Here is a 14,771-nt window from a genome sequence, read left to right on the forward strand (position 1 = left end):
CGGTCACCTCGAAGGCCTCCTGCCTCAGCTCGTGGCCGGAGTCGTCGACGGCGGCAGGTCGCCGTTGAACCGCGTGTCCACGAAGCCGCCGAAGTCCACCTTGTCCGGGATGAGCTTCAACTCGGTGAAGGTGTCGGCGATCTGCTGCTCGGAGGCGACGAGCGGCTTGTCGACGGCGACCGCGACACGAGTGGCGTTGGTCCGCTTCACCGAGGCCAGCGCCACGTCGTACGGCAGTCCGGTGTCCTTGGCCCATACCTTCGCCCACTCCTGCCGATGGCTGTGGACCCAGACCTGCGCCCGTCGCAGCCTGGCCAGATAGTCCTTGATGACGGCGGTCTTCTTCGGGTCCTTGAGCGCGGCGGGCGCGGCCACCTGGAAGGTGAGCCCGTTGGTGATGCCGTCGCCCGTGGTCAGCACGCGGCCCTGCTTGGCCTGCAGGATCTGGGAGGTGTACGGATCCCAGACCGCCCATGCGTCGACCTTGCCGGAGGTGAACGCGGCGAGGGCGTCGGCCGGCTGGAGGTACTTCACGTGGACGTCGGAAAGGCTCAGCCCGGCCGCCTTGAGCGAGGCGATCAGCTGGTAGTGAGCCGACGAACCCTGCGCCACAGCGACGGACCTGCCCTTGAGCTGACCCGGCCCCGTCAGCTTGGAGTTGTTCGGCACAAGGATCGCGTCGCCCTTGGACGTGCCGTGCCAGGCGGCCACGACGGAGATCTTCGAGCCGGCGCCGGCCGCGAAGACGGGCGGGGTGTTGCCCACGCCGCCGATGTCGACGGCCCCCGCGTTGACGGCCTCCAGCAGCGGCGGGCCGGAGGTGAAAGCCGACCACTTGATCTTGTAGTGCAGGTCCTTCAGCTCGCCGGCGGCACGCAGGATGGCCTCCGAACCACCCTTCTGGTCACCGACGTTCAGCGTGACCGAGCCCTTGCCGTCGGTGTCGTTGCCCGTACCGGCGAAGGAGTTTCCACCGCACGCGGTGAGCAGGAGGGCGAAGGGGAGAAGCAGCGCGGCGGGGACGGGTCGTCGGCGCATGAGGGTTCCGTTCGTGTGCAGGTGTATGCAGGAGTTTCAAGGGGGTTCAGGCGGGCTCGGCGGGTGTGTCGACGCCGAGCCGTGCCAGCAGACCGGCACGCAGGGCGGCGAAGCGCGGGTCGGTGATCTCGCGCGGCCGGTCGAGGTCGATGTGCTGCTCGTGGGCGATCCGGCCGCCGTCCATCACCAGGACGCGGTCGGCGAGCAGCACGGCCTCCTCCACGTCGTGCGTGACCAGCAGCACGGCGCAGCCACGGCGCTGCCACAGCTCACCGACCAGCCGCTGGGCCTTGATCCGGGTGAGCGCGTCGAGGGCGCCGAACGGCTCGTCGAGCAGCAGCAGATCGGGCTCGCGCACCAGGGCGCGGGCGATTGAGGCGCGCTGCGCCTCGCCGCCGGAGAGGGTCTTCGGCCAGGCGCCGGTCCGGTGGCCGAGGCCCACCTCGTCCAACGCCCGCTCGGCGACGGCGCGTTCGGGCTTGCCGGGCAGCCCGAGCAGGACGTTGCGCCACACCTTCTTCCAGGGCATCAGCCGGGGCGCCTGGAAGGCGACGGCTCTGCGGCGCGGTACCAGTGCGGTGCCCTGGATGTCGCGGTCCAGCCCGGCGAGGATGCGCAGCAGCGTCGACTTGCCGCAGCCGCTGCGGCCGAGCAGTGCGATGAACTCACCGGGGGCGATGTCGAGTTGGAGGTCATCGATGACGGCACGGCCGTCGAAGGACCGGGTCAGCCCCTCGACGTGGACCGCCTGCCCGGTCACCGGCCGGTGAACGTCGGTCGCCATTGCAGCAGCAGCCTTTCGAGGGAGCGGACGATGAAGTCGGCGAGCAGGCCGAGGAAGGCGTAGACGATCAGGCAGACCACGATCACGTCGGTCCGCAGGAAGTCCCGCGCCTGCACCATCAGAAAGCCGATGCCGGCGTCGGCGTTGACCTGCTCGGCGAAGACCAGCGCGAGCCAGGCGATGCCGAGCGAGTAGCGCAGCCCGGTGAGCGCGCCGGGCAGCGCGCCCGGCAGTACCACATGCCGCACCAGACCCCACCGGGAGAGCCCCAACGACTCACCGGCCTCGATGAGTTGGGAGTCGACGCCGCGGATCCCGGCGTACACGTTGAGATAGAGCGGGAAGGTCACGCCGAGCGTGATGATGGCGATCTTCGGGGCCTCGCCGATGCCGAACCAGATGATGAACAGCGGGATGAGACCTACGAACGGCACCGTTCGCAGCATCTGCACCGGCGCGTCGACCAGGTCCTCGCCGCTCCGGAACAGGCCCGAGACCAGGGCGAGTCCGGTGCCGATCACCGTCCCGAACAGCAGGCCGAACGCGACGCGCCGGAGCGAGGTCCCCATGGCCGAAGGCAGCGAACCGTCACTCACCAGGTCCCCGCCGACCTGGGCGATCCGGCCCGGCGAGGCGAGCACGTCGGCCGTCAACACACCGGTGGCGCTGAGGACTTGCCAGAGGGCGAGCAGCAGGAGCGGGCCCGCGGTACGGTGCAGCCAGCGGGGGATGCGGAGCCGGCGGGAGAAGACGGGGACGACGGGCTGGAGGTCGAGGGAATGGGGGGCGACGGACTGGGGGCCTGCGGGCTGGTTGTCTGCGGAGTGGAGATCGGCGGGCTGGCTGTCGGTGGGGGCACGGTCGGGGTGGTGCCCCGTTTCGGCGTCCTTGGACTTGGATATGCCGGAAATATCGGGTCCAGGAGGGCTGGGTGGGGCATGGCTGATGCTCATGAACGCTCCACGCGGAAGTGGGAGGGGAGCCGGGCAGGGCGGATACGGCTCGGTGCCGGCATGCCCATGCCCATGCCCCGCCTCAAGGGCAGTTCACGGACGCGGCGGCAGCGGAGCCCGGAAGAAGGGAGAAACGGGGAAGGCCGTGAAGGGCGTCAGCGGCCGCGGCGACACGCGGCGGAGGCCACCCGCAGCAGGTCGATATGACCGCGCGTGGTGAGCAGGGCTGAACGCAACATGCGGCAGAACGTAGCCAGCCTGCTGCTCCAGGGTCAACGGCGTCTCGGTCTGTGGACCTTGCGTATCAGGAAACTGTTGTGGCACAGAGTGTGAAACCCGGCGTATGGGTCAGGATGGGGGCATGCCAGATGCCTTCACCACCCGAACGCTGCACGTCGCCACCGGCTCCCGGGAGCGCGTCGTCGACATCACCACCGACTGTGAGGACTTCCTGCGGGAGGCGGCGGCCGGCCGCGACGGCCTGTTCAATATCTTCGTCCCGCACGCCACCGCCGGAATCGCCCTGATCGAGACGGGCGCCGGCAGCGACGACGACCTCCTCGCCGCCCTGCACACCCTGCTCCCCGCCGACGACCGCTGGCAGCACCGCCACGGCAGCCCCGGCCACGGCCGCGACCACGTCCTCCCGGCCATCGTCTCGCCCCATGCGACCCTCCCGGTCATCGCAGGCCGCCTGGAGCTGGGCACCTGGCAGTCGGTCTGCCTGGTCGACACGAACACGGATAACACAGACCGTCGGGTCCGGTTGAGTTTCCTGGCGTAACTGCCTTCCGAGGAGCAATTGTGGCGGTCGGCCGATGGCCGAGGAAGTTGAACGCTGTCCTACGCGTGAAGGAATCAGTGAGACAGGGGTGCTTCGTCCCTGTGCATGTGTCATGTGGTGTTGATGTGATCTCGATACCTCGCATGTGGAGTGCGTGGCGATTTTGGAGCCGGTAGGGAAGAGCGCCTGGCCTGAGGTTTTGCGTGTGCGCGTGCTGAGCGTTCAGGACCTGCCCTCAGCCCTGCTGGGGATGGATCCGGCTTCGACGAGGTGTCGTAGGCGGACCTGGCATTGCGCCCTGACGGCGGTGACGGCCGGCTCACTCGGTGGGCAGGCACTGACACTTGGTGGTGGGCGCCGCCGGTCGCACCGGCCGGGCGACTTCACTTCCTGTCGCCCCGACTCCCTTTCAGCAGGTCGGAGGCTGGTCACTCATCCGTGAGAGGGAGGCCTTCCGCGCATCTGGGGCTGCTGCAGCCGGACCGCGAGCTCCCCCGGCAGGACGTCCCGGTTTGCCGGGGTGAGTTGGACGACCTCGATGTCGGCGCGCCGCTTGAGGGCGTCGGTGAACGGATCGCGGTGCGTGTGGACCGTGGCGACGACGTCGACCTCTGCGACGAACAGCGCGTCGACCGCGTGCCGGAACGCCGTGCACGCCAGTTCCATCCGCCCCAGCTCGTCGATGAGCACCAGCCGCCCTGTTGCCTCCCCGGTTGCTGCCGGCCGAAGCGACGGCAGCGCCAGTCGTTCCATGACGCCCGGGTCGACGCCGTATTTCCCCACCCGTGGCGGACCGGGCAGGTCGACATGGGCGAGCACTTCCCGTCGGCCTGCCAGTGTCTCCAGGGCGAAACCGACGCGGGCGCCGGATTGCCGGATCTCCTCCGTGGTGAAGCCGGTGGCGGCGTGGGTGGGCAGCAGCGCGGCGAGCCGACGCAGGGCGGTCGTCTTGCCCGCGCCCGGGCGGCCCTCAATCAGGATCCTTGTCGGCACACCGCCATCTTCACCCCCGCTTCCGGAGACGGCCCGGGTCGGCTCGGCCGAGCGGGGGTTTTGGAGTGCAGACCGGTGCCGGTGCCGCCGTTGCGGGTATGGCGGCGCGCATGAGCGGAATTGAACTCAGCAGCCCCGCGTTCGACGACAAAACGGTGATCCCCCGTCGGTACAGCGGGGAGGGCGAGAACATCTCACCGCCCCTGACCTGGTCGGGGGTGCCCCACGAGGCCACGGAGCTGGTGCTCCTGTGCGAGGACCCGGACGCACCGGGAACGACCTTCCTGCACTGGCTGGTGACCGGCATCGATCCGGGGACCACCGGGACGGCGGAGGGCCAGAAGCCCCACGGGGGCCTGCCGTGGCCCAACGGCTTCGGCCGCGTGGGCTGGGGAGGGCCGATGCCTCCACCGGGGCACGGGCCGCACCGCTACTTCTTCCGCCTGTACGCCCTGTCCGAGCCGCTGCCGCTGCACGACCACCCGGGCGCCGAGGACGTGCACCGTGCCCTGAAGGGCAGGGAGCTGGCCTCCGGCACCCTGGTCGGGACCTATCAGCGATGAGCGGGTCACCGCTGGTCGTAGCCATGGGCGTGGGCCCGCCGCTCGTACAGCTCGACACGCTCCTGCCCGCCCTGCCCGATCGGCTGGACGAGCCGGCCACCGGTGCGGAGCTGATCCACGCGCGGCTCAGGCACTCGCGGGAAGGCCACGCAGACGATGACGGCGTCGTACGGTGCACGGGTCGGCACCCGAGGGTCCCGTCGCCGAGTACGACCTCGGCATTGCCGACGCCCTGCCCGGCGAGCCGTATCCGGTCCCGACCTCCAGGACCTGTTCGTCTCCGGTGAGGCCGGCAGCGGAGACCGTCATGGCGATCAGCGCGGGCTGGATGGTCACCTGCCCGTGGGGGAGCGCTACGGGCGTGTCCCGGTACGCGGATGCCACCTCGTCCGCGGGGACGAATTCCGCCCGGGGAGCTCCGTACGGCCTCCAGGAGACGGGCGTCGGTCACGCCCACGGCGCGGGCTGCGCGGCGAGGTCCTCGAGGGTCCCTTCACGGGCCATCGGACCGCGGGGCCGTGACGGTGGCGCCGGCAGCCCCGGTCGTGGTGCGTTCCAGAAGCCGCGCGGCGTGATCGCAGGGTGATCGAAACGTCCGTCTCCTTCACGCCGCTCCTGCTCCTGTCCATGTGCCCCATCAGCCGCTCATGCGCCGCGCTCCCGCTCCAGCCCAGTGTCGGCATGTCCCGTGCGCAGTGCGATTCGGGGCGGTCGGGCGCACGGGGCGCCCGTGATCCGGGAGGCGCAGCGCGTCGGCGTCAGGACGGGGTCCCCGGGTCGGTGTACCGCAGCAGGGCGCCCACGCCCTCGTACAGCCTCAGCTCGCTCTCCGGCACGACGACCAGCTCGGCACCGGTGCCGACGAGGGCCCGGACGAGGGCCTCGTCGGCGCGTTCCTCGCGCGGGGCCCGCACGCCGAAGGACATCAGCTCCGCCTCGGTCAGGGCGAGCTGAGTGGGCTGGGAGCCTGCCCAGAGCCGCAGCGAAGAACCGGGCGGCCGGTTCAGCAGCAGTGCCGCGACCTGGCCACGCTGGAGGGCGGCGACGGTGGCGGCCAGCCCGTCCGTCATGCGTCCGTCGAGAGCACGCCGGCCGATGAAGATGTCCACGAGTTCCCGGTCGTGCGCGGCCATGCGGCCGCGGAAGACGGCGTCGAGCTGCGGCTCCAACAGGGCGCGTCGGGTGTCGGTGGGGGTCCGGCCGCCCACGCGTACGACCTTGTCCCGCAGGGTGTGCGGCAGGCGGCGGATCAGTACGTTGCACGCCCACTCGTCCCCGCCCACCAGGACGGCGTCGGCATGGGCGCGCCGCGCCCGTTCGTCCAGCCGGTGACCGAGCCGGAGGCAGGCGCGGTGCCAGGTCGCCACCGCGACCCTGCGGTGCAGTCGCTCACCCGGGGTGACGGTGGACGCGGGCCAGGTGCCGGTCTCCGCCTCCAGAGTTACCCAGCCGTGGGTCTCGGCGGTCGGAAGGCCGCCGTAGTGGACGACTACGGCCATGTAGGGGATCTCCGGAAGGTGCTGGGTGACCAGGGGCATCGCGTCCGGCAGGGTGCTGTAGCGCGCGGAGTCGTGCTCGGGCGGCCTGGGCAGCTCCCAGTCCAGGACGAGCGTGCCGTGGGCGGCGAAGATGGCCTGACCGTGCACCCCCGGCACCTCTGTGTCGGCGCCGACCACCTCCTCCAGTACGTTCAGCAGCGCCCGCTCCGAGCCCTGACGGGACAGACTCTCGCGCAGCCGCCGCCAGCGCAGCGCGATCGCTCGCTCGGGATGCTCGACGTTACGGGAGGTGTCCAGGTACACGGAGGCGAACGGGCCCGGCTCCGTGTAGAGAGGTTCAAGGAACGACAGCCTCATCGCCACTCCTCGTCAGTGGTCTCCCCTCCCTTTGATGATGCGCGCCCCGGGGATGATGGAGCTCGCCGAGCGCAAAGCGGTGTGGAACGCGGGGCGGTCAGGCGCCGGCAGCAGCCGGCCCATCATGAGCATGGTGGCGGCGATCAGACCGTCCAGCACCGCCAAGCCGCGGACCGGGACAGCAGGCCGCTGAGCCGCTGGGCTCCATAGCCGGATGAAGGAGCAGTCTGCGAGGGAGCAGCAGATCGAGACGGGGGCCGCCTTTCCCACGTGAATACCGGTTTCTGGGCCGTATTCGACAGACCCGGCGGCACGCTCGTGAGCTGCGGATCCAGCAACGGCCGACCCGCGCTCATTCGCGCCGCCGCTTTGGAACTGTGCGGGCCGATGAGTATCGAGACGTCCATCCCGTTGTGCAAAGCGGTATTTCGTGCCCTATTCCAGAGGCCGGTACGGTCGGATCATGGAGTGGAATTTTCAGTCGGCCGAAAGACTCGCGGCTGCTTTGCGTGCCGGTGAAGTGACCTCGGTGGAACTGACCGACGAGGCGATCGCGCGTATCGAGCGGCACGACAAGGCGGTCAACGCGGTCTGCGTGCCGGACTTCGACCGTGCACGGGCCGCCGCCCGCGGTGCCGACCAGGCGCGCGCTCGCGGTGAGGACCGGCCGTTGCTCGGCATTCCGGTGACGGTCAAAGAGTCCTACAACATCGCCGGGTTGCCCACGACCTGGGGCATGCCGCCGCACCGGAACTACATGCCGGCCGAGGACGCGGTGCAGGTGTCGCGGCTCAAGGCCGTGGGCGCGGTGGTGCTCGGTAAGACCAACGTGCCCTTGGGGCTGCAAGATGTGCAGAGCTTCAACGAGATCTACGGCACCACCAACAACCCGTGGGATCACGGTCGCACACCGGGTGGGTCCTCCGGCGGATCAGCGGCGGCCCTGGCGTGCGGATTCGGCGCACTGTCCATCGGCTCCGACATCGCCGGTTCGTTGCGCACCCCCGCACATTTCTGCGGTGTCTACGCGCACAAGCCGACGCTCGGGCTGGCGGCGAACCGCGGTATGGTCCCGCCGCCCGCCCCGGCACTGCCGGTCGACCTCGACCTCGCCGTCGTCGGTCCGATGGCGCGCACTGCCCGCGACCTCACGCTCCTGCTCGACGTCATGGCCGGACCGGACCCGCTGACGCTCGGTGTGGCGCACCACTTGACGCTGCCGCCCGCGCGCCACGAGCGGCTCTGCGACTTCCGGGTCCTGGTCCTCGACGAGCATCCGCTCATTCCGACCGGGTCCGCCGTGCGGGCGGGCGTGAACCGGGTGGCCGACGCGCTTGCCGACGGCGGCGCCCGCGTCGAACGGCACAGCCCGCTGCTGCCCGATCTGACCGAAGCCGCGGTGCTCTACATGCAGTTGCTGTTTTCGAGCTTCGTTGCGCGATTTCCCGTCGAGGTGTACGAGCAGCTGCGGACCCACGCCGCCGGACTGAGCGCGGACGACCCGAGTCTCGATGCGGCGCTGCTGCGCGGCATTGGGTTCAGCCACCGTGACTGGATCGAGGCGAACGGCCGTCGCGAGCTCCACCGCCACGGCTGGCGGCAGCTCTTCGCCGAGTTCGACGCCGTGGTGTGTCCCATCACGCCCACTCCCGCGTTCCCGCACGACCACAACCCCGATCTGAGGGAACGCCGGATCGACATCGACGGCGTCGAGTACCCGTACCTCGACCAGCTCGTCTGGGCCGGTCTGGCCACCATGCCCGGCCTACCCGCCACCGCCATACCAGCGGGCCGGTCCCCCGAGGGGCTGCCGGTGGGAGTGCAGCTCATCGGTCCGATGTTCGAGGACCGTACCCCGCTGCGGCTGGCCGAACTGCTCGAGCGGACGATCGGCGGCTTCCAGGCACCGAAGTAGGGCGTACTACACCTGCCACTTGGGCGGGCCCCGGGCGAAGGCCGGGCGGTCTTCGGACGGGGCTTCCCCGGAGGGGTACCGCACCGGTTCGCTGGAGATGTACCGCGGTACGGGGGTGAGGGCGATGGACGTCAATGGTGCGGCTGCGCCGGTCGTGGCGGTCGTCGGGGTGGTCGGGACCTTGCTGTCGGCCCTGCTCACCCAGCGTGCGGCCGAGCGCAGCCGGCGGCGCGAGCAGGAGCGGGCCGAGCGAGCGCGGGCGCGGGCCCTGGAGGCCGAGCAGCTGCGTACCTGTTACGTCGCCCTCAACACCGCCTCCCGGCAGTATCTGGCCGCTCTCACCGACCAGTTGCACGCGCTGCTGCGCACGGAGGATCCGCGTGCGGCACGGCAGCGCCTCACCGAGGCCAGGGACCTGCACCGGGACGTGTACGCGGAGGCGCAGATGCGGTTGCCCGACCCCGTACTCGCCCTGGCCGGCGAGGTCACCCATGCGCTCGGCACCCTCTACGGCCGGCTCCGGCGCCTGGACGACGGCGTGCCCCGCCCGGGCGACTCGCTCGAAGCCGCCCAGGGGCAGATCGACGCGCTGTGGGAACGGCTGCGGGAGCTGCGGCGCGGGATGCGGGCGGATCTGGGAGCGTCGGGAGTGTCTGGAGTATCGGGAATGTACCGACTGGGCCCGTCCGAGACCGGTCCGCACCGCCCTGGGACCCATCCGGGTGCATCCGGGGCGAGTTCCGGGTGTTGATCGGGCGACGGCCGGAAAAGCTCGGTGATCGGGCATCGTTGTGACGGACATCTCGTCATCATGGAGATCGACGGACTGTTGCCGTCCTCGGGATGTGAGGAGTGCCGGTGGGGGAAGAAGAGGAGAGCGGTGGCGTTCAGGCGTTGCGGACCTGGGCCGGTGAGGCCATCGGGCGGGCGAAGGCGTTGCTGCCGGCGCCGGACAAGGTCGTCAGAGCCTCGCGCGCCCATGACGACGCTGTAGCCGAACTCGACGCGCTCTCCCGTCTGTTGGACCACGATCCGGGGCTGCGCAGCTCGGTGACGTTATGGCTCGGCGGTGCCCTCACCCTGCGCCACGTCGCCGGGGGCGGGACGCCCGAGGACCGGGAGCGGGCGCACGGTCTGCTGCGGGACGTACGGGACCCGGCGACGAAGACCGGGGCCGCGGCCGGCGTCGAGGACCGGCGGTGGGCCGCGCTGTTCCTGGTGACGCACGCGATGCCGCTGCAGGAGATGCCGGGCGGGATCGCTCCGGAGCTGGACGGGACCGCCATGTTCGACATGATCATGCGGGAGGGCCCGGGCGGGATGGCCGCCCTCGCGGCCGAGCTGCAGGAGCTGGTGACCGAAGCGGCCGAACTCCCGTTGCCGCCACAGGACCTGAGGCATCTGCGGCAGCTGCGCGACCTCTATGCCCGTCCCTCGGCCGACGGCATCGCCGACCTGTTCAACAGCCTTGTACCCGACGACGGGTTTCCGGGCACCGATCAGCTGCGGCAGATGATGGGGACCTGGCTGACGACGATGACCGGTGGCGCGGGCACGACCAGCGACTCGGGTCCGAACAGCGGCTCGGGCACGGCACCCGGTACCGCCCCGCACACGAGTGATACACACCCCACCCCGGACCCCTCCGGCACCACCCCCGCCGACGCCGATGCCCCGGCCGTACCCCGTACCCCCGAGGACTTCCGCAGGCTGATCGTGGCGTGGCAGGCCGTCCACACCACGTCCGTGGACTTCCTGAACCACGCCGGCGGCGGCGACCCCGCTGCCCTGAACCAGCAACTCAGGCGACTGCGCGACGCGTTGGACGGGCTGCCGGACGGCATGCCGGGCAAGGACGCTCTCGAAGGGCAGATGACCATGCTGCTCCACTTGAGCGACGGCGCCGGCGGCACCCTTCAGGACCAGGCGCTCGGTCTCGCGCACACCCAGACGGTCACCGACTACTTCCGGCGCAAGTCGGAAAGCTCCATCCCCATGGCCGACGGCTTCGCGATCATGGCGGACGTGCTGGCCCTGATGACCGACGTCCGTACCGCCGGGCAGGCCGAGGACGTGGAGCGGCTCCGCACCCTCCTGCCCCAGGCCGAGGCCCTGGCCGACACCGTCCCCGAGGACCACGACTTCCGCGCCGCAGCTCTCGTCATCCGTGCCATGGCCCGCCTCATGCTCGGCCGGTTCACCATGGACCGGGAGCTGCTCCTGCGCGGTGTCTCCGACCTCGAGGACATCAGGACCGCCGCGGGGAACAGCAGCCTCCCGATCGGGGACGAGGAGCTGGAGGCCATGGTTCCGGACCTCGCGGCCCTGCGTGCCTACCTCGCCGGCGACACGACGGACCTCCCGGACGGGGACGTACCGCCGCCGGACGCCCCCGCCGACCAGCTCCACTCCGCCGCAAACCGCCTCGGCATGCGCTACAGCTTCACCAAGGACCCGGCGGACCTCGATGCCGCCATCAGCACGCTGGAGCGGCTTCGCGAGCACATCCGGCAAGGCCGGGCCCCGCGCGTCGCCGCCGCGTCCCTGTGGACGCTCGCCGAGTCCTACCGCGCCCGCTGGCATCGGGAGCAGAGCGCGTCCGACGCGGACGCCGCCACCGACGCGGCGAACGAGGCCCTGGCCACGCTCGCCGCCGACGTCCTCCTCCAGCAGGGCGCTGAACACCGCCTGACGACCGCCCGCAACGGCGCCTCCCTCGGCATACGGGCCGCCCTGTGGGCCGCCGCGCACGAGAGGGTGGACGACGCGGTCGCCGCCCTGGAGCTGGGCCGGGCACTGGTGTTGCAGGCGGCGGCCACCTCCCGGGCCGTACCGGACCTGCTGGAGGAGCGTGGCCATCCCGAACTCGCGGCCGCCTGGCGGGAGTCCGGCGCTGCCGACAGCACCGAGCTGCCCGCCGAGCTGCCCAGCACCCTGCGCCGGCAGGCCCTGGAGGCCCTCGGCTACCGGGAGCGGGGAGGCCTGCTCGGCACCCCCACCCCGCGGGAACTGGCGGACGGCGCGGGCGACGCCGGCGCGGACGCCCTGATCTATCTGGTCCCCGGCAGCGACGGCGAGGCCCCGGGCATGGTGCTTGCCATAGGCCCCGAGATCGGCATCGGCGTGGGCGGGCTGCCCATGTTGTCCGAGGCGGGCAGCGCCCCTCTGGAGCGGTACCTGGACGCGGCCGCCGCGCGCTCCACGGACCCGGACCACATCGACGTACAGGCGGAACGGGCCTGGGAGGAGGCTCTGTCCGAGCTGAGCGACTGGGCGTACGAGGTGTTCGTCCACGTCCTCGCCGGGCTGGAGCAACACCTCCCGGGCGACGCCGCCGACCGCCGTACGCCCCGGGTCGTCCTGGTCCCCTGCGGCCGCCTCGGGGTCGTCCCCTGGCACGCGGCCCGCTTCCCGGCGGACGCGCCGTACGACTACCTCTGCCAGGCCCTGGTGATCAGCTACGCGGCCTCCGGCAGCCAGTTCCTGCGCACGGTGAAGCGCGCGCCCCGCGATCCGGTCTCGGCCCCGGCCATGGTGGCCGACCCGAGCCTCAAGCTGACGTATGCCGAGCTGGAGGTCCTTCAGCTGCGCAACGCGTTCTACCCGGGGGCGCGGCTGTACGGCGACTTCGCCACCCTCCCGCCCGACTCGGTGCCGGCCGGCACCCCCGACCAGCTGCTGGCCCTGCTCGCCCAGGACCACTCGATGGTCCATCTGGCCACGCACGGCATGGCGGGCGTACGGCCGACGGAGTCGGCCCTGCACCTCGCCCCCACCGACCCTGACGAGGAGGTCGGCCGGCTCACCGTGACCCGGCTCCTCGACCGGCCGCAGCCCGCCGAACAGGAGGGCGGCCCATTGATCGTCCTGAGCGCGTGCGAGACCGACCTGAGCACCCGCGACCACGACGAGGCCCTGACTCTCACCACGGCGTTCGTCTCGGGCGGCGCCCGTGATGCCGTGGGGTCGCGGTGGACCGCCCGGGACAGCGCGTCGGTGCTTCTGATGGCGGTCTTCCACCACCATCTGCGGGCCGGGCTCAGCCCCGTCGACGCACTGCGGGCCGCGCAGCTGTGGATGCTCGACCCGGACCGGAAGGATCCGGGCTGTCTGAGCGACGAGCTACGGCCGGACATCCGCCGACCCGATCTGCAACGGCCCGTCTTCTGGGCCGCGTTCATCCATCAGGGCCACCCCGGCCGGGGAAAGGAGACCGTATGACCCCGGGTGAGGACAGCGGGACTAGGGTGCTCGGCCTCATCGGCGAGCACCTCGACAGCATCCGCGCCCAGCTGACCGACGAGCAGTACCAGCTCCTGCTCACCCGGCTGCGCGCGCTCGCCGACACCCCGCCGGACGACTCCAGGGCCGTACGGAGGGCCTTCCAGGCGGTGCGGCTCTGCCTGGTGCCGCTGCCGTTCGACCATCCGGTCCGGGAGGCGCTGGACTCCGTCCGGCTCGCCGGTACGGCGACGGTCAGCCGCCCGGTCGTCCTGCGGACGCGGGATCTGCTGGCCCGGCTCACGGCCGACCCGCCGCCCCCCGGCACCGCGGCCATCATCGCCGCCGTCGAGCTCAGACTGCTGCACGCGCCGGCCCTCTCGGCCGCCGAGGTCCGCGCCCGGTATCGCGGATCGGTGCCACCGCCCGAGCTGATCCGGTTCGCCGATCCCGACCTCGGCGACCGCTACCCGGAGTTCCAGTTCGAGCCCGGGGGCGGGGCGCCGTACGAGGTCGTCCTGGAGGTCAACCGGGTGCTGCTCGCCGACGCCGACCCGTGGGGGGCCGCCGACTGGTGGCTGAGCGGCAACGCGTGGCTGGGCGGCGGGTCGCCTGCCGCCCTCCTCGGCATCCGGCCGGACCGCGAACTGGTGGGCGCGGCCGTGGCGTTGGTGGAGGGGGACTGATGCACGAGGAAGCCGTGTCGCCCTCCGTGTACCGCTTCCGGCCGCACTGGGAGGTGCTGCCCGCTGGTACCCAGCTCTGGCGGCTGCACAAGTCCCGGTACGCGGCAGAGGAGTTCAAGCCGTACGACCCGGACGACGAAGCGTCCGGCCGCTTCCACGGCACGGCGGAGGACCCCTACCCGTGTCTGTACGCGGCGACGGACCCGGAGACCGCGCTCGCCGAGACCCTGCTGCGCTCGGTCCCCTTCGACCCGGAGACCAGTATGCGGCTGGTCCTCTGGGCGCAGGTGCGGGGCAGGTCGCTGAGCGTGGTGCGGACCCGGTGCGAGCTGAGACTGGTCTCGCTGTGCTCGGGAGCGGCGCTCGCCGCCGTCTGCCAGGACCACCTGCTGCTGGAGAGCGAGGGAAAGGAGCACTACGAGGGCACACGGCGCTGGGCGCAGGAGATCCGGGCCCAGGCCCCCGAAGCCATGGGGATGATCTGGGGCTCGAAACGCAACCCGTCACGGCGGGCCCTGGTTCTCTTCGGAGACCGCCTCGCGGACCGCGCGGACGGACCGCTCGAAGCACTGCCGTACCGCAGCATCCCGGACCTCGGCTCCCCGGACGGCATCAAAGAGGCCAACCAGCTGCTGGAACCCCTACGCTCGGCGATCAAGGAGCCGCTGCACCGCTGACGGCACCTTGCCGGACCCCTCGCCCGCCGCCCGCTTGTCCCCGTGTGAAGCGTGGTGTCATCGTTGTCGCCATGGCACCACCGTCCCTTGACCATGCGTCAATCCTCATGGAATTACAGGCGGTTCGGCGGGCGGGACTGCTGAGGCTGCGTGGCCGCGAGCTGCCCGCCCTGGAGGCGGCCGCGGGCCGTTGGGCGACCGGGCGCACCCGTGAGGGCGCCGTGGAGGCGCTGCTCCGCCGCGCGGTGGAGCGGCTCGACGCGGGCACGCTGCGCACCGCCGCCGAGTACACGCTGGGCCT

Annotated in this window: 16 protein-coding genes and 1 pseudogene; 8 read left to right on the plus strand and 9 right to left on the minus strand. The window is 71.4% G+C overall.

The window, feature by feature from the left end:
- Positions 1 to 24: 24 nt before the first annotated feature.
- The 4 genes from M878_RS85925 to M878_RS000000101990 form a co-directional block, all read right to left on the minus strand.
- A complete protein-coding gene (locus tag M878_RS85925) occupies positions 25 to 1,038 on the minus strand; it encodes an ABC transporter substrate-binding protein (protein WP_023552677.1) in 1,014 nt (337 codons plus the stop codon).
- A 46-nt stretch (positions 1,039 to 1,084) separates the two neighbouring features.
- Positions 1,085 to 1,822 (minus strand): ABC transporter ATP-binding protein, encoded by a 738-nt coding sequence (locus tag M878_RS85930; protein ID WP_023552678.1) that lies wholly within the window; start codon positions 1,820 to 1,822, stop codon positions 1,085 to 1,087.
- Positions 1,795 to 2,775 (minus strand): ABC transporter permease, encoded by a 981-nt coding sequence (locus M878_RS85935; protein ID WP_023552679.1) that lies wholly within the window; start codon positions 2,773 to 2,775, stop codon positions 1,795 to 1,797. Before M878_RS85935 ends, M878_RS85930 begins: the two co-directional genes overlap by 28 nt.
- A gap of 155 nt (positions 2,776 to 2,930) precedes the next feature.
- The gene (locus tag M878_RS000000101990; protein ID WP_313884353.1) at positions 2,931 to 3,014 is read right to left on the minus strand and encodes a putative leader peptide; all 84 of its coding nucleotides are present in this window, start codon (positions 3,012 to 3,014) and stop codon (positions 2,931 to 2,933) included.
- 122 nt (positions 3,015 to 3,136) lie between these two features.
- On the opposite strand from M878_RS000000101990, the gene M878_RS85940 reads away from it, so the two are divergent.
- A complete protein-coding gene (locus M878_RS85940) occupies positions 3,137 to 3,559 on the plus strand; it encodes a secondary thiamine-phosphate synthase enzyme YjbQ (protein ID WP_023552680.1) in 423 nt (140 codons plus the stop codon).
- Between the two features lie 432 nt (positions 3,560 to 3,991).
- On the opposite strand, the gene M878_RS85945 is transcribed toward M878_RS85940, so the two are convergent.
- Positions 3,992 to 4,552 (minus strand): nucleoside-triphosphatase, encoded by a 561-nt coding sequence (locus M878_RS85945; RefSeq protein ID WP_023552681.1) that lies wholly within the window; start codon positions 4,550 to 4,552, stop codon positions 3,992 to 3,994.
- A 110-nt stretch (positions 4,553 to 4,662) separates the two neighbouring features.
- Here M878_RS85945 and M878_RS85950 point away from each other — a divergent pair, with 110 nt between their 5' ends.
- Positions 4,663 to 5,115, plus strand: a complete 453-nt coding sequence (locus M878_RS85950) for a YbhB/YbcL family Raf kinase inhibitor-like protein (RefSeq protein ID WP_031226823.1) — start codon at positions 4,663 to 4,665, stop codon at positions 5,113 to 5,115.
- 5 nt (positions 5,116 to 5,120) lie between these two features.
- Here the strand turns inward: M878_RS85950 and M878_RS000000100510 are convergent, their stop codons facing one another.
- The 4 genes from M878_RS000000100510 to M878_RS97895 form a co-directional block, all read right to left on the minus strand.
- Positions 5,121 to 5,303: a protein-L-isoaspartate O-methyltransferase family protein gene (locus tag M878_RS000000100510; protein WP_023552683.1), complete on the minus strand. Its 183-nt coding sequence runs from the start codon at positions 5,301 to 5,303 to the stop codon at positions 5,121 to 5,123.
- A complete protein-coding gene (locus M878_RS000000100515; protein ID WP_245238280.1) occupies positions 5,242 to 5,499 on the minus strand; it encodes a hypothetical protein in 258 nt (85 codons plus the stop codon). The genes M878_RS000000100510 and M878_RS000000100515 overlap by 62 nt, the downstream gene beginning before the upstream one ends.
- Before the next feature lie 374 nt (positions 5,500 to 5,873).
- Positions 5,874 to 6,971: a baeRF2 domain-containing protein gene (locus M878_RS85960; RefSeq protein WP_023552684.1), complete on the minus strand. Its 1,098-nt coding sequence runs from the start codon at positions 6,969 to 6,971 to the stop codon at positions 5,874 to 5,876.
- Between the two features lie 12 nt (positions 6,972 to 6,983).
- Entirely contained in the window at positions 6,984 to 7,136 is a 153-nt protein-coding gene (locus tag M878_RS97895) for a hypothetical protein (protein WP_158692828.1), read from the minus strand.
- Between the two features lie 298 nt (positions 7,137 to 7,434).
- Here M878_RS97895 and M878_RS85970 point away from each other — a divergent pair, with 298 nt between their 5' ends.
- From M878_RS85970 to M878_RS49755, 6 genes and pseudogenes are all read left to right on the plus strand, one after another.
- Positions 7,435 to 8,886, plus strand: a complete 1,452-nt coding sequence (locus tag M878_RS85970; protein ID WP_031226825.1) for an amidase — start codon at positions 7,435 to 7,437, stop codon at positions 8,884 to 8,886.
- A gap of 124 nt (positions 8,887 to 9,010) precedes the next feature.
- Complete coding sequence (locus M878_RS85975) at positions 9,011 to 9,637, plus strand: hypothetical protein (protein ID WP_023552687.1); 627 nt, start codon at positions 9,011 to 9,013, stop codon at positions 9,635 to 9,637.
- Between the two features lie 107 nt (positions 9,638 to 9,744).
- On the plus strand, positions 9,745 to 13,107 hold the full coding sequence (locus M878_RS000000101170) for a CHAT domain-containing protein (protein WP_031226829.1): 3,363 nt from the start codon (positions 9,745 to 9,747) through the stop codon (positions 13,105 to 13,107).
- Positions 13,104 to 13,793: a hypothetical protein gene (locus M878_RS85985; protein WP_031226831.1), complete on the plus strand. Its 690-nt coding sequence runs from the start codon at positions 13,104 to 13,106 to the stop codon at positions 13,791 to 13,793. Before M878_RS000000101170 ends, M878_RS85985 begins: the two co-directional genes overlap by 4 nt.
- Positions 13,793 to 14,470, plus strand: a complete 678-nt coding sequence (locus M878_RS85990) for an RES family NAD+ phosphorylase (protein ID WP_023552690.1) — start codon at positions 13,793 to 13,795, stop codon at positions 14,468 to 14,470. Before M878_RS85985 ends, M878_RS85990 begins: the two co-directional genes overlap by 1 nt.
- Before the next feature lie 71 nt (positions 14,471 to 14,541).
- Positions 14,542 to 14,771 (plus strand): annotated as a pseudogene (locus M878_RS49755) (hypothetical protein); the annotation flags it as partial.

Source organism: Streptomyces roseochromogenus subsp. oscitans DS 12.976 (assembly GCF_000497445.1).
Lineage (GTDB): Bacteria > Actinomycetota > Actinomycetes > Streptomycetales > Streptomycetaceae > Streptomyces > Streptomyces oscitans.

Excerpts from the sequence above, each read along its gene's own strand:
- M878_RS85970 (WP_031226825.1), top strand. The coding sequence starts at position 7,435 with ATGGAGTGGAATTTTCAGTCGGCCGAAAGACTCGCGGCTGCTTTGCGT.
- M878_RS85940 (WP_023552680.1), top strand. The coding sequence starts at position 3,137 with ATGCCAGATGCCTTCACCACCCGAACGCTGCACGTCGCCACCGGCTCC.
- M878_RS85990 (WP_023552690.1), top strand. The coding sequence starts at position 13,793 with ATGCACGAGGAAGCCGTGTCGCCCTCCGTGTACCGCTTCCGGCCGCAC.
- M878_RS85925 (WP_023552677.1), bottom strand. The coding sequence starts at position 1,038 with ATGCGCCGACGACCCGTCCCCGCCGCGCTGCTTCTCCCCTTCGCCCTC.
- M878_RS85975 (WP_023552687.1), top strand. The coding sequence starts at position 9,011 with ATGGACGTCAATGGTGCGGCTGCGCCGGTCGTGGCGGTCGTCGGGGTG.
- M878_RS85935 (WP_023552679.1), bottom strand. The coding sequence starts at position 2,775 with ATGAGCATCAGCCATGCCCCACCCAGCCCTCCTGGACCCGATATTTCC.
- M878_RS000000101990 (WP_313884353.1), bottom strand. The coding sequence starts at position 3,014 with ATGTTGCGTTCAGCCCTGCTCACCACGCGCGGTCATATCGACCTGCTG.
- M878_RS85950 (WP_031226823.1), top strand. The coding sequence starts at position 4,663 with ATGAGCGGAATTGAACTCAGCAGCCCCGCGTTCGACGACAAAACGGTG.
- M878_RS85960 (WP_023552684.1), bottom strand. The coding sequence starts at position 6,971 with ATGAGGCTGTCGTTCCTTGAACCTCTCTACACGGAGCCGGGCCCGTTC.
- M878_RS85930 (WP_023552678.1), bottom strand. The coding sequence starts at position 1,822 with ATGGCGACCGACGTTCACCGGCCGGTGACCGGGCAGGCGGTCCACGTC.
- M878_RS85985 (WP_031226831.1), top strand. The coding sequence starts at position 13,104 with ATGACCCCGGGTGAGGACAGCGGGACTAGGGTGCTCGGCCTCATCGGC.